The organism is Streptomyces coelicoflavus, assembly GCF_003112555.1.
GTDB classification, from domain to species: Bacteria; Actinomycetota; Actinomycetes; order Streptomycetales; family Streptomycetaceae; genus Streptomyces; species Streptomyces coelicoflavus.
The window spans coordinates 216812-243132 of the sequence record NZ_BEWB01000007.1 but is presented as its reverse complement, the minus strand read 5'-3'; the positions used below and the strand labels follow the sequence as shown (position 1 = coordinate 243132).

The following is a 26321-nucleotide window of genomic DNA, read 5'->3' as shown; positions in this document are numbered from 1 at the left end:
CGGGGCAGGTGGTGCTGCCCCGCCCGAACTCGCCTGGCGCGCGGGGTCGTTCAGTAGCCCCTGACGTCGGGCCAGTGACGCTGTACGCCGTCGCGGTCGAGCACCCTGGCGAACTCCTCGAACCGTTTGTCCTCGGCCTGCACCTGGTGCGGCTCGACGTCCTCGGCGAGGCAGTGCGCGGCGAGGGCTCCGGCGACCTCGCCGACGTTCCACTCCACCGGGTGCAGGCGGTAGCAGCCGTTGGTGATGTGGGTGGTGCCCAGGTTCTTGCCGGCCGGCAGCAGGTTGCGCACCCGGCGCGGGACGAGCGCGCCGAGCGGTATCTCGAAGGGCACGGAGCCGATGTCGACGTAGCCGTCGCCGCCGGTGGAGGGGTGCAGGTCGATGCGGTAGTTGCCGACGCCCACGGTGTCGCGGTGCCGGGTGCGGCCGTAGGGGCCGAGCAGGTCGATGGAGACGTCGTGCTCGGTGACGGTGGTGACGGCCTTGATGCGGCGGGACTCGCGGACGTAGGCCGCCTTGGCGAGGCCGTCGGCGGTGCCGGTGACGTCGGGGCGCGGGCGCAGCCCGGGGAAGCCGGTGCCGCCGTCGGTGCGGGGCGCCTCGGTCTGGAGCCAGTACAGGACCGACAGGGACAACTGCCGTGCCTCGCGCAGGGCTTCTTCCTCCTGGCCGATGTAGGGCTTGAGCCAGTAGTCGTTCAGCGGCCAGTTGACGAGGGTGATGTCGGAGTCGAAGGCGCCGTCGGTGTGCAGCTTGCGGGCGAGGATGCGGCGGAAGCCCCACAGCTCCTTGTCGCCCGCGTCCGCGCTCTGGTCGGCGCTGACGGCCAGCGGGTCGAGGTCGGGGTTGGGCTCGAAGGTGCGCGGCACCGGTTCCAGGGTGCGCGGGTCGGGGGCCTCGAAGCCGAGCAGCGGTCCCGGCCAGAAGTCGGGCTTGTAGTCGCGCCAGAAGTCGTAGTCGGCGGGGCGGTCGATGGTGTGGTCCTCGCCCTCGTGGTGGGAGAGGGCGAAGCAGACGGTGATGCCCTGCTGGTTGCCCGGCTGTGCCTCGTCGGGGGCGTGGGGTTCGTCGAACTCGGCGCGGGACTCGGCGCCGTTGACGTGCTCGACGCCCGCGAGGTGCAGCAGTTCACCGGTCTCGGTGGCGTCCAGGACGTAGCGGGCCGGGACGGTGCGCAGGGTTCCGTCGCGGAGGTCCTCCAGGGTGACGGCGCGTACGACATCGTTGTCGGCCTCGGCGGCCACCGGACGGTGCTCGGTGAGGACCGTGAGCCGTCCGGCGGCGCGGTGCGGGGCGAGCATGCCCTCCAGGACGGCGAGGGCGACGCGCGGCTCGTGGCAGAGCTTGCTGACCCGGCCCGCGCCGGGGTTGAGGTCGGTGAGGGCGGCGGCCTCGGCGCGCAGGGGGTACCACTGGCGGTAGTACTGGCGGATGCCCTCGCGCAGGCGCCGGTAGGTGGCGGTGGTGCCGAACTGTTCGACCCACGGGTGCTCGTCGGGCGGCACGGCCTGGCTGGTGAGCTGGCCGCCGATCCAGTCCGTCTCCTCGGTCAGGACGACACTGCGGCCGGCCCGGCAGGCGGCGAGGGCCGCGGCGACGCCGCCGAGGCCGCCGCCGACGACGAGGATGTCGGGTTCCGGTATCACGCTGCTGCTCCTTAGGTGGTGCGGTCGGTGCGGTGGGGTGCGGTCGGTGCGGTGGGGTGCGGTCGGTTCAGGGGGCGGGCGGTGGCCCCGCGGTCGCGCCGGGCCGGAAGGCGCAGGCGACGAGGGTGCCCTCGGCGGGACCGCCCGCGATACGGGCGGCGAGCAGCCGTACCGCTTCGGCGCCCAGCGCGGGGCGCGGGATGTCGAAGCCCATCGGCGCCGGACCGTCCGCGAGGTCGGCGGGCGGGCTGCCGAGCAGTGCGAGGGACACCTGGCCGGGGCAGTCCAGGCCCGCCGCGTCGACGGCGGCGCGCAGGGCACGCCAGGCGGCGCCGGTGTCGGTCTCCTCCGCGACGAAGGCGGTGACGCCGTCGGCCACCCAGGCCCGGACCCGGTCGGCGGTGAGGTCGCGACGCGGGTCACCGGAGCGGAAGACCGCCTCGGGCCCGGCGGGCAGGCCGCTCGCCGCGAGCCCGTCCAGGAAGCCGCGTTCACGGTCGGTGGAGGCGGGGGCGTCGTCGTCCTCGCGGACGAGCAGGACTCGGCGGTGGCCGAGCGCGGCGAGTGCGGTGACGACCTCGCGGCTGGCACTGACGTAGTCGGCACCGACCCAGGCGAGGCCCTCCGGCTCGTCGCGCCGGCCGACGTGGACGACCGGGAAGTCGTCGGCCACCAGTCGGCGCAGTTCGTCAGCGGGGGCGTGGCGGCCCAGGAAGAGGCAGCCGTCGGCCAGCCGTACGCGGTTGAGGGCGCCGGCTCCGCCCGCACCCGCTCCCCCGGTGCTCGACCCGGTGAACAGCACCAGGTCGTAGCCCTGGGCGGCGGCCTCCTGCTCCACTCCGACGAGGAAGGGGTAGTAGGAGTGCCGCACGTCGGTCGGGAAGGTGGCGGTGAAGCTGAAGACGCCCAGCAGGTTGTTGCGGGCCGCGGCGAGGCGGCTGGCCGCCGGGTCGGGGACGTAACCGAGGCTGTGGGCGGCGTCCAGGACCTTGGCGCGGGTCTCGGCCGAGATCGGCCGCCCCGTCGCGAGGTCGCGCCCGGAGAGCACCAGGGACACCGTCGCCTGCGAGACACCGGCGAGCCGGGCCACCTCCGCCTGCCTCGGCCGGGCCCGCCGGCCGGCCGGCGCGGGGGCCCTCCCCGGCCTCGCCCGCCCTGCGGCTTCCTTCGCCACCACTGCTTCCCTCCGTCGCGCCGACGCCGTTAATGCGCATTACCTCATGCGCATTAACCAGTAATGTGAAGGACCGGGGACGTCGGGTCAAGGGGTTGCGCGGAGGAAAGTGCCCGTGGGCGGCGGGAGAGGCTCCCGCCGCCCACGGGGTGTCGGATCAGATGCCGAACGGTGCCGCGTACCGGACGGTGCCCGCGGGCAGCGGGTGGTCGGCGTCCAGGGTGAGGGCCATCAGGGCCTCGTCCGGGACGTCGATGGTCAGCCCGATGCCGTGGGCGGAGGCCCGGCCGAAGCCGAAGCGCGGGTAGTACTCCGGGTGCCCGAGCACGACGACGTGGTGCTCACCGAGGCGCTCGGCCGCGAGGAGCCCGGCCCGGACGGCGGCCGTTCCGGCACCGCTGTTCTGGTGCTCGGGCCGGACGGCGACGGGGGCCAGGCACAGCGCCGGGCTGTCCCCGATGTGGCAGCGGGTCAGCAGGGCGTGGCCGACCGGGAGGTCGGCGTCGTCCACCGCGACGAGGGACAGGCCCTCGATCCACGCCTCGGCGTCGGCGCGCAGCGCGTCGACGAGGGCGGCCTCCTCCGGGGTGGGGAAGGCGGCCCGGACGATGTCGCGGATGGCGGAGACGTCGGCGCCGGTCTCGGCGCGGGTGTTCCAGGAAAGGGTCATGACGGGTCTGGGATCCGTTTCTGGTCTGCGTTCGTGGGATGCGGGGTCAGGCCGCCGCTCGGGACGCGAGGGAGATCCGGGCGCCGCGAAGGGCAGCGTTGAGCACGGTCATCAACCTCACCTCCCTTTCCTCCGCTCCCATGGAGCTCTGTCGAACGCGAACGGCGCCCACTGTACACCGCCCTGCCGCGTGGGAAGGTGTGCGTCGGGCGAGGTCACCGCGGCCTTCCGGAGCGCGGGACCAATCCGCGGACCGCTCGGCCACGGATTACGCGGGGAGATCCCCGCCCGTCGCACATTCTTTTGGAGCAACCGTCGTGAAGGAAGCCGTACACATCGGCAGAAATCCATCGTCCCAACCCGATCTGCAGCAGCTGATCCGTGAGGTGGCCCTGGGCGATCAGGACTCCTTCGCCGCCGTGTACGACGCGGTGGCCGGGTCCGTGCTCGGGGTCGCCCGGGCGGTGCTGCGCGACCAGGCGCAGTCGGAGGAGGTCGCGCAGGAGGTGCTGGTGGAGGTGTGGCGCACGGCGCCCCGCTACCGGCCGGAGCGCGGCACGGTGGTCAACTGGATCCTGACCCTGGCCCACCGGCGGGCCGTGGACCGGGTGCGGTCGGTGGAGGCCGCCGCGGCCCGTGACCACAAGGCCGCCCTGCTCGACCGGACGCCGGAGTACGACGAGGTGACCGAGCAGGTCGAGACCCGGCTGGAGCGGGAGCAGGTGCGGCGCTGTCTGCGCACCCTCACCGACATCCAGCGCCAGTCCGTGACCCTCGCCTACTACCGCGGCCTGACCTACCGGCAGGTCGCCGAGGCGCTCGCGCTGCCGCTCGGCACGGTCAAGACGCGACTGCGCGACGGTCTCATCCGGCTCCGTGACTGCCTGGGGGTGAGCGCGTGATGCGCACCGAGGACCTGCACAGTTTGACGGGCGCCTACGCCCTGCACGCCCTGCCCGACGACGAGCGGGACGCCTTCGAGCGCCACCTCGCGGGCTGCGCCACCTGCGAGCAGGAGACCCGTGAGTTCGCCGCCGCGACGGCCCGGCTGGGGCTGGCCGCGACGGTCGTGCCCGGACCGGTGCTCAAGGACCGGGTACTGCACCGCATCACCACCGTGCGCCAGGTCCCGCCGGGCGGCGGCACCGTGGAGAAGGCGCGGCGTGCCGTGCCGCGCGGGGGCGGTCTGGCCCGCTGGGCGCTGGCCGCCTGCCTCGCCGCCGCGGCGGGCCTCGGCGGTACGGCGGCATGGCAGTACGAACGCGCGCAGGACGCCGGGGAGCGGGCCGCGCGGGCCGAGCAGCGGGCCGAGACCCTCGCCGGGGTGCTGGCCGCCCCGGACGCCGAGTCCCGTACGGCGCGGCTGGCCGGCGGGGCGAGCGGGACGCTGGTCGTCTCCGGACGCCAGGACCGGGCGGTCTTCCTCGCCTCGGGCATGGCCGAGCCGCCGAGCGGCAAGGTGTACCAGCTCTGGTTCGACGACCACGGCACGATGCGCCCGGCGGGACTGATGGACCCGCGGAGCACCAGTCAGGCGGTGCTGATGGAGGGCCCCGTCGACGGTGCGGCGGGCGTGGGCATCACGGTCGAGCCGGCCGGCGGGTCGAAGCAGCCGACCTCGGATCCGATCGCGCTGCTGAGCGTGCCGGCCTGACGGGGGTGAGGGCCGCGGCCCTCACCCCTCATGGGCGGAGTTCACGGGCGGGATTCACGGGTGGAGTTGTGTGCGGCCGGGGACCGGCGCGGCGGGCGCGGGAAGAAGCCGCTGGTGCGCGCCGCGTACGCGGACCATCCCGGCCGGTCCGCCATGTGCCGCTCGAGCAGCCGTTTCCCGCTGCCGCCGATCAGCAGGTACGTCATCACCAGCGGGGAGACGACGGACACCGCCGCGGCGGCGGGGCCGGCGTCGCAGGCGATCAGGAACAGGCCCCACCAGACGCAGAAGTCGCCGAAGTAGTTGGGGTGCCGGGTCCAGTTCCACAGTCCGCGGTCCATGAGGCGGCCCCGGTTGGCCGGGTCCGCCTTGAACCGGGCCAGCTGGGCGTCTCCGACGGTCTCGAAGGCCAGCCCGACCGCCCACACGGACGCCCCGGCCCAGGCCAGGACCGACAGCGACCCGGACCCGTACGAGGCGGCCTGCACCGGCAGCGACACCAGCCACACCAGGGCGCCCTGGAGCAGGTACACCATGCGCAGGGCGTAGAGGTTCCGGTTTCCGCGGGCCTTGGCGAGCATCGCGTCGTAGCGCGGGTCCTCGCCGTGGCCCCGGCCGCGCCGGGCGATGTGCGCGGCCAGCCGCAGACCCCATACGACGGTCAGGACCGCCACCAGCGTCTGGCGCCCCGGGTCTCCCTCCCCTCCCGCCGCCGCGACCACGCAGGTCACGACGGCGACGACGGCGAAGCCGAGACCCCAGGCCACGTCCACGACCCGGTGCACGCCCTTGCGCACGGCGACGGCGAAGGTGGCCAGCATGACGGCGAGCGCGGCCGCCGCGGCCCAGCCGAGACCGGCGGCGAACGCGCCCCACGGGAAGCCGTTCACGGGCGGTCCAGCCGCTCGTACCACTCCCCCGGCGTCGCGGGCATGCCGCTGACGCCCTCGGCGGTGGGCCGGACGCTCAGGATCTGGTCGACGCCCATGCGCCGCTGCTCGAAGGCGAGGGCGCCGCCCACCAGGTAGAGCCGCCACACTCGCGCGGTCTCCTTCCCGACCAGAGCGACGAACTCGTCCCAGCGCTCCTCCAGCGTGCGTTCCCACGCGGCGACCGTGCGGACGTAGTGCTCGCGCAGCGACTCGACGTGGCGCACTTCGAGACCGGCGTCCTCCAGGAGCTGCACCGTCTCGCCGAGGGGCCGCATGTGCATGTCGGGGGCGATGTACGCCTCGATGAAGGCGCCGCCGCCGGGGGCGTTGTGGCCCCGGGACATCTGCTGCACCAGGACGCGTCCCCCGGGGCGGACCATGCGGTGCAGCGAGGCGGTGAAGGCCGGGTACTCGGCGTCGCCGACGTGCTCGCCCATCTCGACGGTGGAGACGGCGTCGTAGCTCCCGCCGGTGATGTCGCGGTAGTCCTGGCAGACGACCTCCACCCGGTCCTCCAGGCCGCGCTCGCGCACCTGTTCGCGGACGTGCGCCGCCTGCTCCCCGGCGAGGGTGACGGCGGTGACCTTCGCCTTGTGCCGTTCGGCCGCGTGGAGGGTGAGCGAACCCCAGCCGCAGCCGATGTCGAGCAGGCGGGAGCCCGCGGTGAGGCCCAGCTTGCGGCAGATCAGCTCCAGCTTGGCGCGCTGGGCGTCGGCGGCGTTCGCGTCGGTGTACTCGTCCGCCCACACTCCGCACGAGTAGGCCATGGTCTCGTCGAGGAGGAGGCGGTAGAAGTCGTTGGAGAGGTCGTAGTGGTGGCTGATGGCGGCGCGGTCGCGGGACCTGGTGTGCAGGCCGCCGCGCAGCCGGGCCTGCGAGTCCGGTGTCGCGGGGCGCGGGCCGACGGCGCCGAGGCGGACGGCGGTGCCCGCCGCGCGGGCCCGGTCGGCGAGGGAGAGCCGGGGCGGGTGCAGCCGGCGTTCCCGGGTGGCCGCCCACATCCGGCGCAGGCCGTCGGCCAGGTCGCCGTCGACGTCCAGTTCGCCGGTGACGTAGGCCTGGGCCAGGCCCAGTTCGCCGGGCTGCCACAGCAGGCGGCGCAGGGCGCGCCGGGAGCGGACGACGACCACGGGACCGTCGGCGGGGCCGGTCTCGGAGCCGTCCCAGGCGCGCAGCCGGACGGGGAGCGGACCGCCGAGCGCGTCCTCGACGAGCGCGGCGAGCCGGTGGGCGGCGCCGGTCCTGGCGGTGCGGACGGTGCTCATCGGGCGGGGTCCTCCTTGGTGAACAGGTACTGCTGGACGTCGAGGTAGGCGGCGCGGAAGCCGGCCTCGGAGTAGGCGAGGTAGAAGGTCCACAGGCGCCGGAAGGTCGCGTCGAAGCCGAGGGCGCCGACCTCGTCGGCGCGCTCGGTGAACCGCTCGCGCCACAGCCGCAGCGTCTCGGCGTAGTGCGCGCCGAAGCCGTCGCGGCGGGCGAGACGCAGGCCGGTGTGGTCGCGGACCGTCTCCTCGATGGCGTCGGTGGACGGGATCAGGCCGCCGGGGAAGACGTACTTCTGGATCCAGGTGTGGGTGTGGCGGGCGGCGAGCAGGCGGTCGTGCGGCATGGTGATGGCCTGGAGTGCGGCCCGACCGCCGGGGGCGAGGCGCTCGTCGAGGGTGCGGAAGTAGACCGGCCAGAACTCGGCGCCGACGGCCTCGATCATCTCGACGCTGACGATCGCGTCGTAGGTGCCCTTCTCCTCGCGGTAGTCGCGGAGTTCGACCCGGACCCGGTCGGCCAGGCCCGCCTCGCGGGCGCGTTCCAGGGCGCGGTCGCGCTGCTCGCGGGAGAGGGTGAGGGAGGTGACGTGGGCGCCGCGCGCGGCGGCGCGCAGGGCGAGTTCGCCCCAGCCGGTGCCGATCTCGAGGAGCCGGGTGCCGTCGCGGACCTCGGCGAGGTCGAGCAACCGGTCGATCTTGCGCTGCTGGGCGGCGACGAGGGACTCGCGGCGGGCCGGGAAGCCGAGGAAGACGGCGGAGGAGTAGCTGAGGGTGTCGTCGAGGAAGAGGGCGAACAGGTCGTTGGACAGGTCGTAGTGGCTGCTGATGTTGTCCCGGGCACCCTCGGGGGTGTTGCGCCGGGCGGCGGGCTGGCGCTGGTGCCACAGGCCGCGCAGCCGCTGGAGCGGGGCGGGGACCAGGTCGGCCGCGTGGGCGGCGAGCACGGTGAGGGCGCCGACCAGGTCCGGGGCGTCCCACTCGCCGGCCATGTAGGACTCGCCGAAGCCGATGAGGCCCTGGTCGCCGATCCGCCCGTGGAAGGCGTCGGGGTCGTGGACCTCCACCAGCGGACCGCCGAGGCCCACGGTGGCGCCGTCGGCGAACCGGACCCGCAGCGGCAGCCGGTGCAGGGCGCGGCGCACGACGGCGGCGGCGGTGGCGCGGCGGAGCCGGGAGGCCCGGGGCGGGGCGGCCACGTCGGGCCAGCGGTGCGGGTCGACCGGGGTGCCGCGGACTCCCGGGACCTGGGGCGCGGCGGCGGGACGTGGGTGGATTGCGGTCATGATGCCTTCTCCGTGGTGCGGTGACTCGGGCGCGGCTGGACGGGCAGGCCGCGCAGGTAGAGACGGATTCCGTGCTTGCGGATGCCGGCCGACACCGCGAGGGTCGACCAGGGGTGCCGCAGGGCCAGCCCCAGGAGGGCGGCCGGGGTCGCCTCGCGCCGGGTGCCCCGTACGGTCGCGGTGAACGGCCGGGTGCCGGGCCGGTCCAGGCGTACGGTCAGGTCGAGGCGGTCCGCGGGCAGCGGGAGGCGCATGCGGTAGGCACCGTCGACGGGGTTGAACGGCGAGACGTAGAACGCCTTGTCGACGTGTGCGACGCCCGCCTCGTCGGGATCGAGCAGGTAGGCGTGGCGTTCGCCGTAGGTGTTGTGCACCTCGGCGACCACGCGGCGCGGGGTGCCGTCGGGGCCGTGACACCAGTACAGGGTCAGCGGGTTGAAGACGTGTCCGAGGACGCGGGCGTGCGTGAGCATCAGCACCCGGCCGCCCTCCAGGTCGACGCCGTGGGAGGCGAGGAAGCGGTCCAGGCCCGCGCGCAGCGAGGGGGCGTCACCGGTGAAGTGGTCGCGGGCGCGGAAGCCCGCGAGCGGGCGCAGGGGGCGCGGCAGTTCGGGGAGACGGTCGAGGTCGACGAGCCACATGTAGGTGCGGTGGCGCAGGGTGTGCCGGATCGGGTCGAGGCGTATGTGCCCGATCTCGCACGGGTAGAGGCCGGGTCGTGCCGTCGGGGCGGGGGTCACCAGGTGACTCCGAGGGCCGCGGCGGCCTCCACCCCCGAGCGGCAGCCGTCCTCGTGGAACCCCCAGCCGTGGTAGGCGCCGGCGTAGGCCGTGACCGGGGTGCGCAGTTCGGGCAGGCGGCGCTGGGCGGCGACCGACTCGGGGGTGTAGACGGGGTGTTCGTAGGTCATGCGCGCCAGTACCCGGCCGGGGTCGACGCGGTCCTCGCCGCCGAGGGTGACGACGTAGGTGTCGGCGGCGTCGAGGCGCTGCAGCCGGTTCATGTCGTAGCTGACGCGGACCCGGTCGGCGCCCGCGTCGCAGGCGGGCATGAGGTAGTTCCAGGAGGAACGGGCGCCGCGCGCACGCGGCAGCAGGGCGGTGTCGGTGTGCAGGAGGGTGGCGTTGCGGGAGTACCGGAGGGCGCCGAGGACCTCCTTCTCGTCGGGCGTGGGGTCGGCCAGTAACTCCAGTGCCTGGTCGGGGTGGACGGCGACGACGAGGTGGTCGTAGGTGTCGGTGGTGCCGTCGGCGGCGGTGACGTCCACGCCGTCCGCGTGCCGGGCCACCGAGCGGACCGGGGTGGCGGTGCGCACGTCGGGCAGCCGCTCGGCGATCCGGTCGACGTAGGAGCGGGAGCCGCCGGTGACCGTGCGCCACACCGGGGAGCCGCCGACGGCGAGCATGCCGTGGTGGTGCAGGAAGCGGAACAGGTAGGGGGCCGGGTAGCGCAGGGCGGTGGCGGCGTCGCAGGACCAGACCGCCGAGACCACGGGCGTCATGAAGTGGGCGCGGAAGTACGGCGAGAAGCCCTCGCGGTCCAGGAACTCGCCGAGGGTGGGCTCCGGGTCGTGCGCACCGCCGTCGAGCAGTCGGCGGGCCGCGCGGTGGAACCGGGGCACCTGGGCGAGCATCCGCAGGTAGGGGCCGTGCAGGGCGTTGCGGGGGCGGGCGAGCAGTCCCGCGGGGCCGCGGGCGCCGGCGTACTCGAGGCCGCAGCCCTCGCACCGCACCGACATGCTCATCTCCGACTGCTGCGTGGCCACGCCGAGTTCGCCGAAGAGGCGCAGCAGGTTCGGGTAGGTGCGGCGGTTGTGCACGATGAACCCCGAGTCGACCCGGTGGACGCGGCCGTCGGGCGCCGTCAGGTCGTGGGTGTGGGCGTGCCCGCCAAGGCGGTCGTCCGCCTCGTAGAGGGTGACGCGGTGCTCGCGGCCCAGTACGTACGCGGCGGTCAGACCCGCCACTCCGCTGCCGACGACGGCGGTGCGGCGCCCGGCCTCCCCTGATGCTCGCGGCATTTCGCTGCTCCTCCACCCCACTGTGATCAACGCTTGCGTGGGTAATCCGGAGCCGTGGGCCGGGCGGATTGGAGCAGGTTGCGGACCGTTTCCGGCGCATCACCAGTCCGGGGGCGGGTCGGCGACGGATCATCAGGGAGGACGGGGGCAGGGACGTGGTGGGAAGCGGAAGGGAACGGGACGGGCATGGGCGTTGAGGACGAGCCGTCGACGGGTGGCGCGCTGCGGGTGCGGCGCCGGCCGCCCCGGAGCGGGGCCGCCGTGCTGGTGCTGCACGGCGGCCGGGCTCAGAGCCGCAGCGCCGCACGGCCCTGGCAGCTCGCGGCGCTGCGGATGCACCCGTTCCTGCGGGCGCTGGAGGCGGCCACCGGCCGCGACGACGTGTTCCTCGGCCAGGTGCGTTACCGCAGCCGCGGCTGGAACGGCGCCGCCGCGGAGCCGCTGCGGGACACCCGGCGTGCCCTCGCGGAGTTGCGCGGCCTCGTCGGTGACGTACCGGTGGTGCTGCTCGGCCACTCCATGGGTGGCCGGGCGGCCCTGCGCGCGGCCGGCGCCGACGGGGTGCGCGGGGTGGTGGCCCTGGCTCCCTGGTGTCCGCCGGGCGAGCCCGTCGCCCAGCTGAGCGGGCGGGACGTACTCGTCCTGCACGGCGACCGCGACCGTGTCACGGACCCCGCCGAGTCCGTCGCGTACGTCTCCCGGGCCCGCGCCGCCGGGGCCCGGGCGGGCATGCTGCTCGTGGCCGACGGCGACCACGCCATGCTCCGCCACCATGCCGGCTGGCACCGCACCGCGACCGCGGCCGTCTCCCACCTGCTCGCGCCGGAAGCGGCACCCTGCGAGCTGTTCGTCCGGGCCCTCTCGGCGGCCGAGCCGCCGGTTCTCCACCCGGCACGGCATGATCCGCCGGACCGGCCGCAGGCGCCGGGGCCGGTGCGGGAGCCCGGCTGTTAGGCTGGTGGAGACGTTGATCGTGCAGCGAGGAGTCGCGGACATGGTGGGTGACGACGACATCTCCGGGTGAGACCCGGTTCCGGTAGGCCGCAGCGGGCGTTTTCGAGCGCCGTCGCAGTGGCCCCGTCGTCGTTCCCTTTTTCCTGTCCTGCTTCCCGGGCAGAGGTCTGTTCCCTGCCCCTCACCTCCACGAGGTCGTCTCCATGTCCGACGCCGTCCTTCGCTGCTCCGGCCTGTCCTTCTCCTGGCCCGACGACACCCCCGTCTTCGAGAACCTGTCGTTCACCGTGGGCGCGGGCCGTACGGGTCTGGTGGCTCCCAACGGGGCGGGCAAGTCCACCCTGCTCAAACTGATCGCGGGCGAGCTGCGGCCCACCGCGGGTTCCGTGGCGGTCTCGGGTGTCCTCGGCCACCTGCCCCAGACCCTGCCCCTCACGGGCGGGCTGACCGTGGCCGAGGTCCTCGGCGTCGACGCCGTGATCCGGGCCATCGACGCCGTCGAGTCCGGGGACGTGGCCGAGGAGCACTTCACGGCCATCGGCGACGACTGGGACATCGAGGAGCGCTCCCGCGCCCAGCTCGACCGCCTGGGCCTGGGCGGCCTGGCCCTGGACCGGCGGCTGAGCACGCTCAGCGGCGGTCAGGTCGTCTCCCTGGGACTCGCGGCCCAACTGCTGAAGCGGCCCGACGTGCTCCTGCTCGACGAGCCCACCAACAACCTCGACATGGCCGCCCGGAGCAGACTCCACGACGTGCTCACGGACTACAGCGGCTGCCTGCTCCTGGTCAGCCACGACCGGGAGCTGCTCGACCGCATGGAGCGCATCGCCGAACTGGACCGCGGCGAACTGCGTTTCCACGGCGGCAACTTCAGCGCCTACGAGGAGGCCGTCCGCGCCGGGCAGGAGGTCGCGGAGAAGAACGTCCGCAACGCCGAACAGGAGTTGAAGCGGGAGAAGCGGGAACTTCAGCAGGCCCGTGAGCGGGCCGACCGCCGCGCGAGCAACGCCGCCCGCAATCTCAAGAGCGCCGGGCTCCCCCGCATCTTCGCGGGCAACATGAAGCGCGGGGCGCAGGAGTCCGCGGGCCGGGCGGGCCAGACCCACGCCAACCGGGTCGGTGAGGCGAAGGCGCGGCTGGACGAGGCGGAGCGGTCACTGCGGGAGGAACAGCGCATCACGCTGGACCTGCCGGAGACCCGTGTCCCCGCGGGCCGCACCCTCTTCCTCGGTCAGGGGCTCCGGATCCGGCTCGGCGAGCGCGACGTGTTCGCCCCGCAGGGCGTCGACCTGACGGTCCGGGGGCCCGAGCGGATCGCCCTGACCGGGGCCAACGGCGCGGGCAAGAGCACGCTGCTGCGGCTGCTCAACGGCGACCTGGAGCCGGAGGGCGGCGACATCAGGCGCGCCGACGGGCGGGTCGCGTACCTCTCCCAGCGGCTCGACCTGCTGGACGAGGAGCGCACCGTCGCCGAGAACTTCGCCGCCTACGCGCCCGAGCGGCCGGAGGCCGAGCGGATGAACCTCCTCGCGCGTTTCCTCTTCCGGGGCGCCCGCGCCCATCTGCCGGTCGGCCTGCTCTCCGGCGGCGAGCGGCTGCGGGCGACGCTGGCCTGCGTGCTGTGCGCGGAACCGGCGCCGCACCTGCTGCTCCTGGACGAGCCGACGAACAACCTCGACCTGGTCGGTGTGGGCCAGTTGGAGAGCGCCCTGAACTCCTACCGGGGTGCGTTCGTGGTCGTCAGCCACGACCGGCGGTTCCTGCGCGAGATCGGTGTCGGCCGATGGCTGGGGCTGGCCGGCGGCGAGCTGACGGAGGCGGGGGCGCCCGAGGAGTAGGGCGCCGGCGGGGGCGGACCTGCCAGGTGGCACGGTGTCCGTTTGCGGTCGGAGGGTGCCGGGCGGCAGGCTGCCGGTGTGGCCACTTTGCTGATCGTGCATCACACGCCGTCGCCGAACTGCCAGGCGATGCTGGAGTCCGTCGTGTCCGGGGCGACCGCGCCCGAGATCGAGGGGGTGCGGGTGGTCCGGCGGGCGGCCCTGGCGGCCACGGCCGTCGACGTGCTGGAGGCGCACGGCCTCGTGCTCGGCACCCCGGCCAACCTGGGCTACATGTCGGGTGCGCTCAAGCACTTCTTCGACCAGGTCTACTACCCCTGTCTGGACGAGACGCGTGGCCGCCCCTTCGGCTACTACGTGCACGGCGGCAGCGACACCACGGGGGCGGTCCGCGGCATCGAGTCGGTCACGACCGGCCTCGGCTGGCAGCGTGCGGCGCCCGCGGTGACCGTGGCCGGGGAGCCGGGCAAGGCCGACCTGCAAGCCTGCTGGGAGCTGGGTGCCACGCTCGCCGCCGGTCTGATGGACGACTGATCCTCGGGCCCTGCCGTCGGCCCGATGGACGACTGGTCCCCGTGCTCTGCCACCGCCCCGGGTGACCGCTCGCGCGGAGCCCTAGCCGGGCAGGGTGCCCAGGAAGCGTACGTGCGGGCGGCCGCCGGGGCCGGTGGCGGTGATCTCGGCGTCGACCCGGTAGACCTTCGCGACCAGGTCCGTCGTCAGCACCTCCGCCGGTTCTCCGCAGGCCACGACCCGTCCCTCGGAGAGGACGACGAGGTGGTCGCAGTACATCGCGGCGAGGTTGAGGTCGTGCAGGGCGATCACGCCGGTGACGGGCAGGGCGGCGACGAGGGCCAGCACGTCCAGCTGGTGCTGGATGTCGAGGTGGTTGGTCGGCTCGTCGAGCAGGAGCTCGCGCGGCTGCTGGGCGAGGGCGCGGGCGATCTGGACACGCTGGCGTTCGCCGCCGGAGAGGGTGTGCCAGAGGCGGTCGGCCCGGTCGGTGAGACCGGTGCGGTCGAGGGCGTCCAGGACCGCCTCCTCGTCGGCCGCCGACGCCGGTGCCCAGGCGCGGCGGTGCGGGATGCGGCCGAGCCGGACGACGTCCCGGACCGTCAGTTCCACCTGGGTGTCCGTCTGCTGTTCGACCACCGCGACACGCCGGGCGACGTCCCGGCGGGCCACCCGGTCCAGGGGGCGTCCGTCCAGGGTGACCAGGCCCGCGGTCGGGGCGAGTACGCCGGCGAGCAGCCGCAACAGGGTGGACTTGCCGGAGCCGTTGGGGCCGAGCAGCCCCGTCGTGGCGCCGGTGCGCGGGCTCAGGTCGACGCCGTCCAGGATGAGCCGGCCACCGGTGGTGCGGGAGACCCGCTCGGCGTTCAGGGTCACCGTGTCCTCCGGCCCCGGTACAGGACGAGCACGAAGGCCGGCACGCCGATCAGCGAGGTCACCACGCCCACCGGGACCTCCTGGGGGGCGAGGACGGTACGGGCCAGGGTGTCGACCCACACCAGGAACACGGCGCCGGCGAGTGCGCTGACCGGCAGCAGCCTGGCGTGACCGGGCCCGGTGAGCGCCCGTACCGCGTGCGGCAGCACCAGGCCGACGAAGCCGATCGCGCCGGCCGAGGCGACCAGGGCGGCGGTGAGCAGGGCGGTGGCGCACAGCAGCACCAGCCGGGTGCGGGCCACCCGGACGCCGAGCGCGGCCGCCGCGTCCTGGCCGAAGGCGAAGGCGTCCAGCGTCCTGGCGTGACCGAGGCACACGGTCAGGACCAGGGTCAGGACCGCGGCGGTCGTCCACACGTCGCTCCAGCCGGCGCCGCCGAGCGAGCCGAGCAGCCAGAACAGCACGCCGCGGGTGGTCTCGGCGTCGGCGGCAGTCATGATCACGAAGGAGGTGAGCGCGGAGAAGAGCTGCATCGCCGCCACGCCCGCGAGCACCACGCGGTCCGTGGTGCCGCCGAGGCTGTGGCTGAGCAGCAGCACCAGCGCGAAGGAGCAGACCGCCCCGACGAAGGCCCCGCCCGGCACGGACAGGGCACCGCCGCCCACGCCGAGCACGACGACCAGGACGGCGCCGGTCGAGGCGCCGGAGGAGACGCCCAGGACGAAGGGGTCGGCGAGCGGGTTGCGCAGCAGGGACTGGAGCACGGCCCCGCACACGGCGAGTCCGGCACCGCACACCGCGGCGAGGAGGGTGCGGGGCAGCCGCAGGTCCCAGACGATGCCGTCGCGGATCGGCGACACCTCCCCGGCGGTGGTGCCGGCGCCGAGGTGGGCGGCGATCACGGACCACACGTCGGCGACCCCGATGTCCGCCGGGCCGATGGTGACGGCCACGGCCACGGATGCGGCCAGCGCCAGGATCCCGGCCGCAGCCCATGCTAGGGGCGCGCGGCGGGGGGCGCGGACGCCGGGGACGGAGGCGGGGGCCGCCCCGCTCGCGGACGTCACTCGGCGAGCCCGAACTCGCGCAGCGCCGCCGCCACCTGTTCCACGCCCTCGACGGTACGGATGGTGGGGTTCATGGCCTGCCCGCTGAGCAGCACGTAGCGCTTCTCGCGGACGGCGGTCATGTTCCTGGTCACGGGGTTGGACTCCAGGAACTCGATCTTCTTCGCCGCCGTCTCGGCCGTCTGCGACTTGCGGGTGAGGTCGCCGAGGACCAGGACGTCGGGGTCCCGGTCGGCGACGGTCTCCCAGCCCACCTGCGGCCACTCCTCGTGGGTGTCGTCCATGGCGTTCTCGGCGCCGACCGCGCGGGTGATGACGCCGGGTGCGCCGCAGCAGCCCGCCAGGTAGGGCGAGGTGGAGTTGGCGAACCAGTACATGAGGGAGACACCGGAGGCGTCGATGCCCGAGGTGGCCCTGTCGATCCGGGACTCGAGGCCGGCGACGAGTTCGTCGCCGCGCCGCTCCACGCCGAAGAGGCGGGCCAGGTCGCGGACTTCGCCGTAGACGGTGTCCATGGTCAGGGCCTGGTCCCGGACACCGTCGCCGTCGCCGCTGTTGTCCTTGCCCACGCAGTCGGACGGGGACAGGTAGGCCGGCACGCCGAGTTCCGTGAACCGTTCCCGGGTGGCCACGCCGCCGGTGCCGAGGGTGGAGGCGAAGGAGGCGGCGACGAAGTCGGGTTCGGCGTCCAGGACCGTCTCGAAGGACGGCATGTCGTCGGCGAGCCGGGGGACACCGGCGTTCGCCTTCTCCAGTCCCTTCATGACCGGGTCGGTCCAGGTGGCGGTGCCCGCCATGCGGTCGGCGAGGCCGAGCGACAGCAGGATCTCCGTGGTGCCCTGGTTGAGGGAGACCGCCCGTCGCGGCGGGGCGGTGACCCGGACGTCGTGCCCGCAGTCCCGGACGGTGCGCGGGTAGCCGGCCGCGCCGGACGCGGCACCCGCGCCGTCGGTGGCCGCCCCGGAGCCGCAGCCGGAGGCCAGCAGGGCGCCGGTCAGTAGCAGTACGGGGCCGCGGAGGGCACGGCGGGGAAACCGGGAGAACCGGGGAAGCCGGGAAAGCCGGGGATGGAGCAGTCGCCGGGAGCCGGCGGGGCGTGCTGCGGGCAAGGAGAATCCTCTGGCGTCGAGGGCTCATGCGCGAAGCCCGTCCGTACGATGCGGCCCGCGCCGCACGCGGCACGGGTGCCAGCAGGTCTTCGGACTCGGGTTCGACCGGACGGAACGCCTTCCCGGACGGCCTGCGCCGCCCAGTGGCCCGTGTTCCGCCCGTCCCCCTCACCGCTGCGCGTCAGTTCCGGATTCGCACCGGATTCCCTGACCCACCAGGTGGGTTCGACTGGCTTCCGCAAGCTACCACAGGGCCACCGCCCCGCCGGGGAGCGGGCCACTGCCCGACCCGCTCCCGGGGCCCGCGCGTCAGCTCTTGGGCATGAGGACCGTGTCGATGATGTACACGTTGGCGTTGGCGGTCTTCACGTTGCCGCAGACGACCTTGGCGGAGTCGTTGACCTTGTAGGACTCGTCCGAGCCCGAGGTGGTCAGCTTGGACTTCTGAAGCGTCTCGAAGGAGCCGTTCTCCAGGTCCTCGGGCGCGAGCTTCTGACCGACGACGTGGTAGGTCAGGATGTTGGTGAGCATCTCCTTGTCGTTCAGGACCTTGTCCAGGTCGGCCTTCGGAATCTTGGCGAAGGCGTCGTTGGTGGGCGCGAACACGGTAATGTTCTCGGCGTTGTTGAGCGTGTCGACCAGACCGGCCTTCTTCACCGCGGTCACCAGCGTGGACAGGGCCGGGTTGTTCGAGGCGGCCGTGGCGACCGGGTCCTTGGCCATGCCGTCGAACGAACCGGCGCCCTCCTTCGGCACCGTGGAGCAGGCCGGACCGAACGGCTCGTCGGAGTCCGCCATGCCGCCGGAGGCGTCGGCCGACTGGTCGTCGGTCGCCGCGGGGGCCGAGGAGGCGGCCTGCGCGGAGTCCGAGGAGTCGCCGTCGTCGGAGCAGGCGGCCAGGGACAGGGGCAGGAGGGCGGCCGCGACGACGGCGACGGTGGAGCGACGAATACGGGCGTTCATGGAAAATCTCCCTGAAAACGGGCAGCGCGAAGGCTGCGTTGGTGCGGAGTCGTGGTACAGAGCTGAAGTGGTGTGCGGCGGGCCGCCGAGTACGCGGTGCCGTTACGTGGCGGCCGGCCGACCCGGGTCCGGGGTCAGCCGCCGGTTCGCTGTCGGCACGGTCTCGGTTCTTCCCTCACACGGGGAATCCGGAGCAGGCACCGGCCCGGATTGGTCCCTCACCCGATCGAGTGAGGAAGTTTCGGCAACACCTCTGCGACCTGCACGTTTCTGGAATCCCGATCCCGCCCGTCAGGGAGTGAGGGCCGCTCAGAACGGCGTCGCGGCCCGCAGGATGAGGAACATCGTGACGGCGGCGTTCGCGGACGACATCGCCGAGACGGCGGTTCCGGCGGCCGCGGCCCACGCCGCCAGCCCCACCGACGTGAACGCAGGGGGCCAGGTGCGGACGGCGGGGGCGGGGCCCAGCAGGGCGGCCACCCGGCGGGGCACCGGGCCGGGCGCCGCGAGGCCGGCGAGGGTGGCGACGGGGGTGCCGCGGGAGACGAGGGCCGCCTTGCCGATCGCGGTCGCCACCGCGCGGCGGTCGCCGACCGCCCGTGCCGCCGCCTCGTCCGCCCACCGCTCCGCCGTGTAGGACACGGCCGTCCGCAGGGGGCGCAGGAACGGGTTGGCCAGCGCGGCGAGCCGGACGGCGAGCAGGAAGCGGTGGTGCCCGGCGGCGAGATGGGCCCGCTCGTGGGCGAACAGCGCGCGCCGTTCGCCGGATTCGAGGCAGTCGAGCAGGGCCGTGCTCACCACCACGCGGTCCCGGCGCCCACCGGGCAGCGCGTACGCGTAGGGCACGTCGTCCGGCAGTACGGCCACCCCGGTGCCCGGCAGCCCGGCCAGGGCTCGGTGGGCGCGGCGGCGCACCCTGCCGTGTCGCCACAGGGCCCGCGCCGAGGCCGCGACCACCGCGCAGAGCGCGGGAATCGCCGCCTTGCCGACGACCTCGTCGTAGGGCACCGCCGCCCGAACCTCGGGGTCCGACCAGCCGTCGGGCAGCGGGTTGCCCGGCAGTTGCGCGGTGCCGACCACCATCACCAGGGCCAGGCACAGCGTGCTGCACAGGGCCATCACGGCGGCGACGGCGGTGAGCAGCCTGGTCGCGGTCCGCGGGTGCAGGTGCTGCTCGGCCAGCCTGGCGATCGGCCACGCCGTCAGCGGCAGGACCAGGGGCAGGAAGACGAAGACGCCCATGCGGTGTCAGCCGTCCTCCGCCGCGCGCGCGTGCCCGAGCAGCGCGCGCAGCAGGCGCTCGTCGTCCGGGTCGAGGCCCGTGACGAAGCTGGCCAGCACCGCCTCCCGGTCGCTCTCGGCATCCAGGACCTTGCGCATCTTCCGCGCGGCCAGGCCGGCCTGGTCCGAGGCGGGCGTCCAGGCGAAGGACCGGCCCGCGCGCTCACGGCTGACGGCGCCCTTCTCGAGCAGCCGGGTCAGGATCGTGATCACCGTGGTGTAGGCGAGGTCGCCGCCGAGGCGCTCCTGCACCCAGCCGGCCGTCGCGGGCCCGTCCGCCCCGCGCAGCGCGGACAGCACCAGTGCCTCCAGCTCACCCTGGCCCCGTCGCCGCGGACGCCGGTCATCCGTCACCGCCCGCCTCCTTCCGCCGCCGATCGTCTTCCGAGGCGACATCGTATAGAAGGCTTTCTTCTACAGTGTTGTAGATTGAAACCGGGAACACGGAGTACGACCAACTCGACGAAGGAGAACGCAGTGGGAGTTTCCCTGGCCAAGGGCGGCAACGTCTCGCTCAGCAAGGAGGCGCCCGGCCTGACCGCCGTGCTGGTCGGTCTGGGCTGGGACGTGCGGACCACGACGGGCACCGACTACGACCTCGACGCCTCCGCGCTGCTCCTCGACGCGGCGGGCAAGGTGCTGTCGGACGGACACTTCGTCTTCTACAACAACCTGACCAGCCCCGACGGCTCGGTCGAGCACACCGGTGACAACCTCACCGGTGAGGGCGAGGGCGACGACGAGGCGGTCAAGGTGAACCTCGCCACGGTCCCGGCCGAGGTGGACCGGATCGTCTTCCCGGTCTCCATCCACGACGCGGAGAACCGCGGCCAGAGCTTCGGCCAGGTCCGCAACGCCTTCATCCGGGTCGTCAACCAGGCGAACAACCAGGAGCTCGCCCGCTACGACCTGTCCGAGGACGCCTCGACCGAGACCGCGATGGTCTTCGGCGAGCTGTACCGGCACGGTGCCGAGTGGAAGTTCCGGGCGGTCGGGCAGGGGTACGCCTCGGGTCTCGCGGGCATCGCCGCGGACTTCGGCGTCAACGTCTGACCCGGACTCCGGGGGTCAGTGGTCCGTGGCGCAGCAGCCGGTGCCGCCGTCGGCGGCCGGGGCGGCGCGGGCGGTGCCGAGGCGGCAGAAGCAGGACGCCTCGACCGGCACGTCCGCCAGCGCGGCGGCGAGCTTCAGCTGCTGCGCCACGATCCGCGCCTCCCCCGCCCTGCCGAGCCGTACGAGGCACTCGTGGAGTCCGTGCAGGGCCCAGACGTTGTTCGGGTGCTGGAGCGGGCGGGGCAGGGTGTCGTCCAGGCCCAGGTCGGCCCGGTAGACCGCCTCGGCCTCGGCGATCCGGCCCCGCTCCAGGAGCAGGGCGCCGTAGGCGTGCCGGGTGGGCTGCATCCAGCCCCAGGGTTCGTCGTAGGGCAGGTTGTCGTCCAGCTCGATCGAGCGCTCCAGGGCGGCGAAGGCGGCGGCGTGGTCGCCGCGGCGGTATTCCAGTTCACCGTCGAGCATGGCCGAGGCGATGGCGAGGAGGTCCGCGCAGGTGTTGTTGAACAGCGTGCGCGACTCCGGCACCCGGGCGACCGCCTCGCGGAACAGTGCGCGTTCGGCCTCCGCCTCGGCCACCCGCCCGGTGGCCGAGAGGGCGACGCCACGGGCGTAGTGCAGCATCGCGGTCGTCACGCAGTACAGGCGCGGGTCGGCCGGCAGCGGCAGGGCGAGGATGTCCGCCCAGCGGCCGAAACGGATCAGGACGTGCACCCGCATGGCCAAGAACGCCTCGAGCCAGTCGGCCATGGGCGGGCTCTCCACCCGCAGCAGTTCCTCGGGAACGGACGCCTCGAGGCGGGCCGCGGTGTCGAGGGCGACCTCGTACTGGCCCAGGAACATCGCGCCGTAGATCCTGAAGTGGTAGTTGTGCGAGCGGTAGAGGGTGTAGAAGTTCATCGCCCCCGACCGCGCGCGGTACTTCTCGTCGGCGGTGATCGCGGCCTCGTTGTCCGTCACCACGCGGCGGTAGTCGCCGCACAGCACTTCGAGGTGCGACGGCATGTGCTGGAGGTGACCCGCGTCGGGGACCAGGCCGCGCAGCCGGCCGGCGACGGTGAGGGCCGCCTCCGGGGTGGGGGACATCTCCATCAGGTGGATGTAGAGGTGCAGGAGGCCGGGGTGGTCGCGGCCGCCGTCGGCGGCGAGGGCCCGGTCGAGCACCGTCTTCGCCGTCAGGGTGCGCGCCCCCTCGGCGGGCCGTCCGGTGCGCAGGTCCCACAGCCGCCAGGGCGTCAGGTTCATCAGGGCGTCCGCGTAGAGGGCGGCCACGTCCAGGTCGTCGGGGGCCAGTTCGTACACGGCGCGCATGCCGTCGGCGTACGGCTCGTTCCAGACCGAGCAGTCCTCGACGGCGCTCGCCCGGGGGTAGCGGGCCCGCAGGGCCCCGATCAGGGCGCGTTCGACGGGGTCGGCCCGGCCGGCCAGGTCGTGTGCGCGTTCGACGGCGGCGTGGGTGCGGTCGACCGTCCGGGTCAGTTCCTCGGCGTCGAAGGCCTCCCACGGCTTGTTGTAGTTGGGGCCGAGGGCGTGGGCGATGCCCCAGTGGGCCATGGCGCAGTCCGGGTCGGCCGCGACGGCGGCCTCGAAGCACACGACGGCCTCCTCGTGGTGGAAGGCGTACGTCCACACCAGCCCGCGGTCGAACCACCGCTGGGCCTCGGGCGACGAGGTCGTCACCGGGCGGCCGTGGCCACCCAGGTCGTAGTAGTCCATGAGGGGACGTATACCGCACCCGGGAACGGTCGACGGGCACTTCGGCCCACGGTCGTACCGAGCCGTGCCCCGACCGGTGTCCCCGCCGGACGCGGCGCGCCCGGCGGGGGTGGGGGGACGGGAGTGGCGCGGGTCAGCCGAAGTCGACGTCGCTGCACAGGAAGTACGTCTGGTCCATGTGCGACGCCTGCCAGATCGTGTAGACGACGTGCCGGCCGCTCAGTCCGGAGGTGCTCACCGGGATCTCGTAGTTCTGGCTGGGCGCATAACTGCCCGTCCGCGCCACCTGCTGGAGGCTGTCCCAGGTCAGGGCCTGGGTTGCGGGGTCGAAGCCCTGCTTGGTGACGTAGACCTGGAAGTAGTCGGCGCCGTGGCTGGCCTGGTCGTACAGCTTGACGGTGAAGTCGTCGGTGACGTCGGTGGTCTGCCAGGGACCCACGGCGTCGAGGGAGTTGTAGCGTCCGCTCTCCGTGCGGCCGCCGCTGCACAGCTGCCCGTCGGGCACGACGGCCTCGAAGTTGCCGGCCGAGCCGTTGCGGTAGAGGCCGTTCCAGTTCCACATGGCGTTGGGGTCGTCCTGCCACGCCTGCCAGCACATGGGGTCCTCGTCCGCCATGGCGGGGTTCTGGAAGTCGTCGCCCCAGCGCTCCCAGCAGCCGTAGTTGCGGGAGGCGGGGTCGACGACCGAGCCGTGGGCGACGGCGGTGCCGCTCCAGGGGATCAGGGTGAGCAGGGCCGCGGTCAGGGTGCTGAGGGCGAGGGTCGTCGCCCGGCGGGTCCTTCCGGCGGGCGCATTGTTGGCGCGCTCATGACAATCCATGGAGTCCTTCTTTCCGGTGGGGGGACGGTGCGGGGCAAGGCTCCGACCGAGCGGGTGGGAGCGCTCCCAAAGGCCGGTCGGAGACCAGGCTGCGCCCGGGTGGCGAGATTGGCAACACCCTGAATGAGACAGTTCCCGCCGCGCGGTGGCGTGTTCGGTGTGCTCGACGTGCCCCGGCCCGACGGGTGGGCGGGGAAAGAGGACCCCGCCCACCCGTCGTCATGCCGCTGCCACTGGTGTCACATAGCACGCCGCCTGGAACGGACCAGCAGGACACATCCGCCGGCGAAGAGCACGCCGCCGACCGCCGCGGGCCACAGGCCGAGCCCGGAGCCCGTCTCGGCGAGCCCGCCCTGCGCCTGTGGTTCGGGCGCCGAACCGGCTCCGGCACCGGCACCGGCACCGGCGCCACCGTCCCCGGCGCTTCCGGAGTCCCCGTTGTCTCCGGTGTTTCCGGCGTCGCCGGTCTTCTCGGGTGCGGCCACGGCGCCGGTCGCGTCGTCCGGGGCCTCGGCCGCCGTCGTCGCGGCCCTGGGCTCGGCGCTCGCGGAGGCCTCGGTGCCCTCGGACTCGGCGGCCGGGGGTGCGGTCTCGTCGGCGCCGGGCTGCCCGTCGTTCTGGCCGTCGTTCTGGCTCTCGTCCTGACCGGGGTTCTTCCCGTCGTCCTCTCCGCCCGGCCGGCCGTCCTGGCCGTCTTGGCCGTCCTGGCCGGTGTCCGCGGGTGCCGAGGCCGTGGCGGTCTGCTCGGCCGGGGGCTCGGCGGTCTGCCCGTCGCCGTTGCCGCCCGGCTGTTCCCCGCCCTCGCCCGGCTCGGCGCCCGGGGGCGTCTCCGGACCGCACTCCCGGCCGGAGTTGATGCACTCGACCATCTCGCGCATCAGGTCCTCGTCGAAGACGTTGATGAAGTCGCTGTGGTCGGTGACCGGCTTGTGCAGCTGCTCGGGGAAGGAGTCCACGGCGAACAGCGGGACGGTCCTGCCCCCGTCCTCCAGGCTGGGCGCGGCCACGTCGTACACGACCCGTTGCACCAGCCGCGGAACGGCCCGGAACCCTTCGGGGCAGCTGCCGTCGGCGGCGGCGAAGGCCATGTGGGTGCGGTGGTTGGCGCTGTCGATGTTGCGGCCGTCCCAGCAGCTCTGGAAGGTGAAGGTGCGCACCACGTCGCTGCCCGAGGGGCAGAGCGGGTACTTGTCCTTCAGCTGCCGGTCCTCGAAGCCGGTGCAGCTCCAGGATGCGTTCGCGTTGGTGTCGCCGTTGACGAACGCCTTGGCGTCGCCGGTGATGATGCGCAGCAGCCGCGGCATCCCGGTGACCTTGCCGCGCTCGTTGCCCTCGAACGTCAGGGTCACCTCGGCCGGCGTGACGATCTCGCCCGCGTTGCCCTCGACGCCGCCGCCCGGTGACTGGGCGTCCTGTTCGGCGGTGCCGTTCTGGAGCCGCAGCACGGGCCAGTAGTACGAGGACTTGTCGCCCTGGTCGGCGCAGCTCGTGTCGCCGGCGGCCAGGTCCTCGTCGCTGGCGAAGGCGTCGTTGGCCTGGTTGCCGACGTAGTCGTGGAAGTGGTGGGCGCCGTTGCCGACGCCGGGGGCGGCGATCAGGTTGTCCGAGTTGAACAGGCCCTCGGCGTTGACGCCGCAGCTGGTGGCGAAGGAACCGGTCGACGCCTTCTTCCGGAGGGGCGCCCGCACGACGTTGGGCCGGACGGACTCGATGTCCACGTAGTCCGCCGCCACGGGGCCGTTGCCCGCCTGCCCGCCGTTGCCCGACTGCTGCTGCCCGTCGCCGGACGCCGCCCCCTTGCCGTCCTCCTGCTTCTGGCCCTGGTCCTGGTCCTGGCCCTGTTCCTGGTCCTTCCCCTCCCCCTGCCGGTCCGGGCTGCCGCTCCCCGCGTCCGCCGACGCGATCTCGGTGCGGCGCAGGGTGCACTCGGCCAGGGTGTCCAGGCCCTCGGGGCGGTCGCCGGCCTTGTCGATGGCGGCGGCGATGCGTTCGAGCGTCGCCGCGCGCTCCTTCTTCAGCGGGTCCAGGATCGCGGCCTCGTCGAGGGTGCCGTCGTCCGCGGTGCGGGCGGCCTCCTGGAGCCCGGCGTACGCGGCGGCGATCTGCCCGTCGAGGTGGGCGAGTTCCTTGTCGACCTCCGGCCTGGCCCGCTCCGGGACGGCCGTGAGCCGCTCGGTCGGGTCCGGGCAGTCGACGGTGGCCGCGACACCGGAACTGCCCAGGGGAACGGCGGCGTTGCCGGACTCGGTCGCGGAGGCGAAGACGTTGACGGCCACCAGGCCGCTGCCTCCCAGTATCAGCGCCACCGCTCCGAAGGTCGCGCGCCGCGCCCCGGTCGGGCGTCTGCGCCTGTTGTGTCCCAAGGCGTGCTCCTGTGTCGTGACGGACTCGGACATGAAATGCCCCCGGCTCCATACGGAACCGGGGGCCGGAGCGTTCAACCACCGCGGGACTTCTCGGCTTTCCCTCACCTCACGGGCGCAGCACCAGCCGGATCGGGTCGCCCTGCTTCTTCTCGAGGCGGGCGACCGCTTCGGCGGCCTCGGCGAGCGGCAGCACCCCGCTGACCGAACCGGAGAAGTCGAGGCGGCCGCCCTGGATCAGCCGCAGGAGCTGGGGCAGCGCCACCGGCATGTCGGAACCGTAGTGGCCGAGGACCCGCTGCTGGAGATAGCTGAAGCGGGTGCCGTCCGTGACGGTGAGCGGCTTGTCGGTCAGACCCACCAGGACGAGCCGCCCCTTGGGCGCGAGGACGGAGACCGCCTGCTCGCGCACGGGCGGCACGCCCGCGAAGTCGAAGGCGGCGGCCAGCCCCGCGCCACCGGTGGCCGCGCGGACCGTCTGCCGCAGCTCGGGATCGGCGGAGTCCAGGGCGAGGTCGGCTCCGGCGGCCAGGGCGCGTTCGCGGGCGACCGGGTTCGGGTCGACGGCCACGACGGGGCAGGCGCCGATCGCCCGGAGCAACTGCACCGCGTGGACGCCGAGGCCGCCGACGCCCCACACGCCGACCGCCTCGGCGGGCCGGACCGCGCCGGTCTCGGTGATCGCGCCCCACGGGGTGGACACGGCGTCCGGAATGATCGCGCCCTGCTCGAAGGGGATGGTGTCGGGCAGCGGGGTCATGGCGTCGGCGGCGGACAGGGCGTACTCGGCCCAGCCGCCGTCGTAGTCGACACCGCGGGTGTAGGTGACGCCGTCCCGCGCCTCGCCGGCGTGCAGCACGACCCGCTGCCCGGGCGACCAGGCGGTGACGCCCGCGCCGGTCTCGGCGACGGTGCCTGAGACCTCGTGGCCGAGGGTGACCGTGTCGCCCCGGAGGAGCAGCGGGGTGAGGGTGCCGTCGATGAGGTGCACGTCGGACAGGCACACACCGGCCGCCTCGACCTTGACCAGCACCTCCCCCGGCCCGGGCTGCGGGCGGGGCACCTCCTCGAGTCGCAGGGTGCGGCTCGGGACGTGCAGGCGGGCGGCGAGCATCTGCGCCATG

General features: G+C 73.8%; 24 protein-coding genes and 1 riboswitch. Of the genes, 6 read left to right on the top strand and 18 right to left on the bottom strand.

The window, feature by feature from the left end; all coding sequences use genetic code 11:
- Positions 1–50: 50 nt before the first annotated feature.
- From Sco07f_RS18735 to Sco07f_RS18725, 3 genes are all read right to left on the bottom strand, one after another.
- Positions 51–1649, bottom strand: a complete 1599-nt coding sequence (locus tag Sco07f_RS18735; RefSeq protein WP_108988508.1) for an FAD-dependent oxidoreductase — start codon at positions 1647–1649, stop codon at positions 51–53.
- Positions 1650–1716: 67 nt separating this feature from the next.
- A complete protein-coding gene (locus Sco07f_RS18730; protein WP_087788377.1) occupies positions 1717–2826 on the bottom strand; it encodes a LacI family DNA-binding transcriptional regulator in 1110 nt (369 codons plus the stop codon).
- A gap of 154 nt (positions 2827–2980) precedes the next feature.
- The gene (locus Sco07f_RS18725; protein ID WP_087788378.1) at positions 2981–3493 is read right to left on the bottom strand and encodes a GNAT family N-acetyltransferase; all 513 of its coding nucleotides are present in this window, start codon (positions 3491–3493) and stop codon (positions 2981–2983) included.
- Between the two features lie 317 nt (positions 3494–3810).
- On the opposite strand from Sco07f_RS18725, the gene Sco07f_RS18720 reads away from it, so the two are divergent.
- Positions 3811–4395 (top strand): sigma-70 family RNA polymerase sigma factor, encoded by a 585-nt coding sequence (locus tag Sco07f_RS18720; RefSeq protein ID WP_007442114.1) that lies wholly within the window; start codon positions 3811–3813, stop codon positions 4393–4395.
- Entirely contained in the window at positions 4395–5147 is a 753-nt protein-coding gene (locus Sco07f_RS18715) for an anti-sigma factor (protein ID WP_108988506.1), read from the top strand. The genes Sco07f_RS18720 and Sco07f_RS18715 overlap by 1 nt, the downstream gene beginning before the upstream one ends.
- A gap of 41 nt (positions 5148–5188) precedes the next feature.
- Here Sco07f_RS18715 and Sco07f_RS18710 read toward each other — a convergent pair whose 3' ends face one another.
- The 5 genes from Sco07f_RS18710 to Sco07f_RS18690 are packed head-to-tail and all read right to left on the bottom strand — an operon-like array spanning position 5189 to position 10647.
- Entirely contained in the window at positions 5189–6037 is an 849-nt protein-coding gene (locus Sco07f_RS18710; RefSeq protein WP_108988504.1) for a DUF1295 domain-containing protein, read from the bottom strand.
- Positions 6034–7344 (bottom strand): SAM-dependent methyltransferase, encoded by a 1311-nt coding sequence (locus Sco07f_RS18705; RefSeq protein ID WP_108988502.1) that lies wholly within the window; start codon positions 7342–7344, stop codon positions 6034–6036. Before Sco07f_RS18705 ends, Sco07f_RS18710 begins: the two co-directional genes overlap by 4 nt.
- A complete protein-coding gene (locus Sco07f_RS18700) occupies positions 7341–8627 on the bottom strand; it encodes an SAM-dependent methyltransferase (RefSeq protein ID WP_108988501.1) in 1287 nt (428 codons plus the stop codon). Before Sco07f_RS18700 ends, Sco07f_RS18705 begins: the two co-directional genes overlap by 4 nt.
- Entirely contained in the window at positions 8624–9367 is a 744-nt protein-coding gene (locus tag Sco07f_RS18695) for a DUF1365 domain-containing protein (RefSeq protein WP_087788383.1), read from the bottom strand. The genes Sco07f_RS18700 and Sco07f_RS18695 overlap by 4 nt, the downstream gene beginning before the upstream one ends.
- Positions 9364–10647 (bottom strand): NAD(P)/FAD-dependent oxidoreductase, encoded by a 1284-nt coding sequence (locus tag Sco07f_RS18690; RefSeq protein ID WP_108988499.1) that lies wholly within the window; start codon positions 10645–10647, stop codon positions 9364–9366. The genes Sco07f_RS18695 and Sco07f_RS18690 overlap by 4 nt, the downstream gene beginning before the upstream one ends.
- A gap of 186 nt (positions 10648–10833) precedes the next feature.
- Between Sco07f_RS18690 and Sco07f_RS18685 the strand changes: the two genes are divergently transcribed.
- The 3 genes from Sco07f_RS18685 to Sco07f_RS18670 all read left to right on the top strand — a co-directional run bounded on the left by Sco07f_RS18685 (position 10834) and on the right by Sco07f_RS18670 (position 13973).
- Positions 10834–11601 (top strand): alpha/beta family hydrolase, encoded by a 768-nt coding sequence (locus Sco07f_RS18685; protein ID WP_087788385.1) that lies wholly within the window; start codon positions 10834–10836, stop codon positions 11599–11601.
- A 203-nt stretch (positions 11602–11804) separates the two neighbouring features.
- On the top strand, positions 11805–13439 hold the full coding sequence (gene abc-f / locus Sco07f_RS18675; protein WP_087788386.1) for a ribosomal protection-like ABC-F family protein: 1635 nt from the start codon (positions 11805–11807) through the stop codon (positions 13437–13439).
- Positions 13440–13517: 78 nt separating this feature from the next.
- Positions 13518–13973, top strand: coding sequence for a flavodoxin family protein (locus Sco07f_RS18670; RefSeq protein WP_087788387.1), 456 nt, complete (start codon positions 13518–13520; stop codon positions 13971–13973).
- A gap of 81 nt (positions 13974–14054) precedes the next feature.
- On the opposite strand, the gene Sco07f_RS18665 is transcribed toward Sco07f_RS18670, so the two are convergent.
- From Sco07f_RS18665 to Sco07f_RS18640, 6 genes are all read right to left on the bottom strand, one after another.
- Positions 14055–14828, bottom strand: a complete 774-nt coding sequence (locus Sco07f_RS18665; protein WP_108988497.1) for an ABC transporter ATP-binding protein — start codon at positions 14826–14828, stop codon at positions 14055–14057.
- Positions 14825–15895 (bottom strand): FecCD family ABC transporter permease, encoded by a 1071-nt coding sequence (locus Sco07f_RS18660; RefSeq protein ID WP_087788388.1) that lies wholly within the window; start codon positions 15893–15895, stop codon positions 14825–14827. The genes Sco07f_RS18665 and Sco07f_RS18660 overlap by 4 nt, the downstream gene beginning before the upstream one ends.
- Positions 15892–16971 (bottom strand): ABC transporter substrate-binding protein, encoded by a 1080-nt coding sequence (locus Sco07f_RS18655; protein ID WP_167468155.1) that lies wholly within the window; start codon positions 16969–16971, stop codon positions 15892–15894. Before Sco07f_RS18655 ends, Sco07f_RS18660 begins: the two co-directional genes overlap by 4 nt.
- A 96-nt stretch (positions 16972–17067) precedes the next feature.
- Positions 17068–17253, bottom strand: a riboswitch (cobalamin riboswitch).
- A gap of 60 nt (positions 17254–17313) precedes the next feature.
- Positions 17314–17967 (bottom strand): fasciclin domain-containing protein, encoded by a 654-nt coding sequence (locus Sco07f_RS18650; protein ID WP_108988495.1) that lies wholly within the window; start codon positions 17965–17967, stop codon positions 17314–17316.
- A gap of 309 nt (positions 17968–18276) precedes the next feature.
- On the bottom strand, positions 18277–19209 hold the full coding sequence (locus tag Sco07f_RS18645) for a M56 family metallopeptidase (protein WP_054101140.1): 933 nt from the start codon (positions 19207–19209) through the stop codon (positions 18277–18279).
- Between the two features lie 6 nt (positions 19210–19215).
- Positions 19216–19644: a BlaI/MecI/CopY family transcriptional regulator gene (locus Sco07f_RS18640; protein WP_051005786.1), complete on the bottom strand. Its 429-nt coding sequence runs from the start codon at positions 19642–19644 to the stop codon at positions 19216–19218.
- An 81-nt stretch (positions 19645–19725) separates the two neighbouring features.
- On the opposite strand from Sco07f_RS18640, the gene Sco07f_RS18635 reads away from it, so the two are divergent.
- Positions 19726–20301: a TerD family protein gene (locus tag Sco07f_RS18635; RefSeq protein WP_087788390.1), complete on the top strand. Its 576-nt coding sequence runs from the start codon at positions 19726–19728 to the stop codon at positions 20299–20301.
- 15 nt (positions 20302–20316) lie between these two features.
- Here Sco07f_RS18635 and Sco07f_RS18630 read toward each other — a convergent pair whose 3' ends face one another.
- From Sco07f_RS18630 to Sco07f_RS18615, 4 genes are all read right to left on the bottom strand, one after another.
- A complete protein-coding gene (locus Sco07f_RS18630) occupies positions 20317–22014 on the bottom strand; it encodes a tetratricopeptide repeat protein (protein WP_108988493.1) in 1698 nt (565 codons plus the stop codon).
- 133 nt (positions 22015–22147) lie between these two features.
- The gene (locus tag Sco07f_RS18625; RefSeq protein ID WP_108988491.1) at positions 22148–22834 is read right to left on the bottom strand and encodes a lytic polysaccharide monooxygenase auxiliary activity family 9 protein; all 687 of its coding nucleotides are present in this window, start codon (positions 22832–22834) and stop codon (positions 22148–22150) included.
- Between the two features lie 239 nt (positions 22835–23073).
- On the bottom strand, positions 23074–25110 hold the full coding sequence (locus tag Sco07f_RS18620) for a DUF1996 domain-containing protein (RefSeq protein ID WP_167468154.1): 2037 nt from the start codon (positions 25108–25110) through the stop codon (positions 23074–23076).
- A 196-nt stretch (positions 25111–25306) separates the two neighbouring features.
- Entirely contained in the window at positions 25307–26320 is a 1014-nt protein-coding gene (locus Sco07f_RS18615) for a zinc-binding dehydrogenase (RefSeq protein WP_108988490.1), read from the bottom strand.
- Position 26321: the final 1 nt, after the last annotated feature.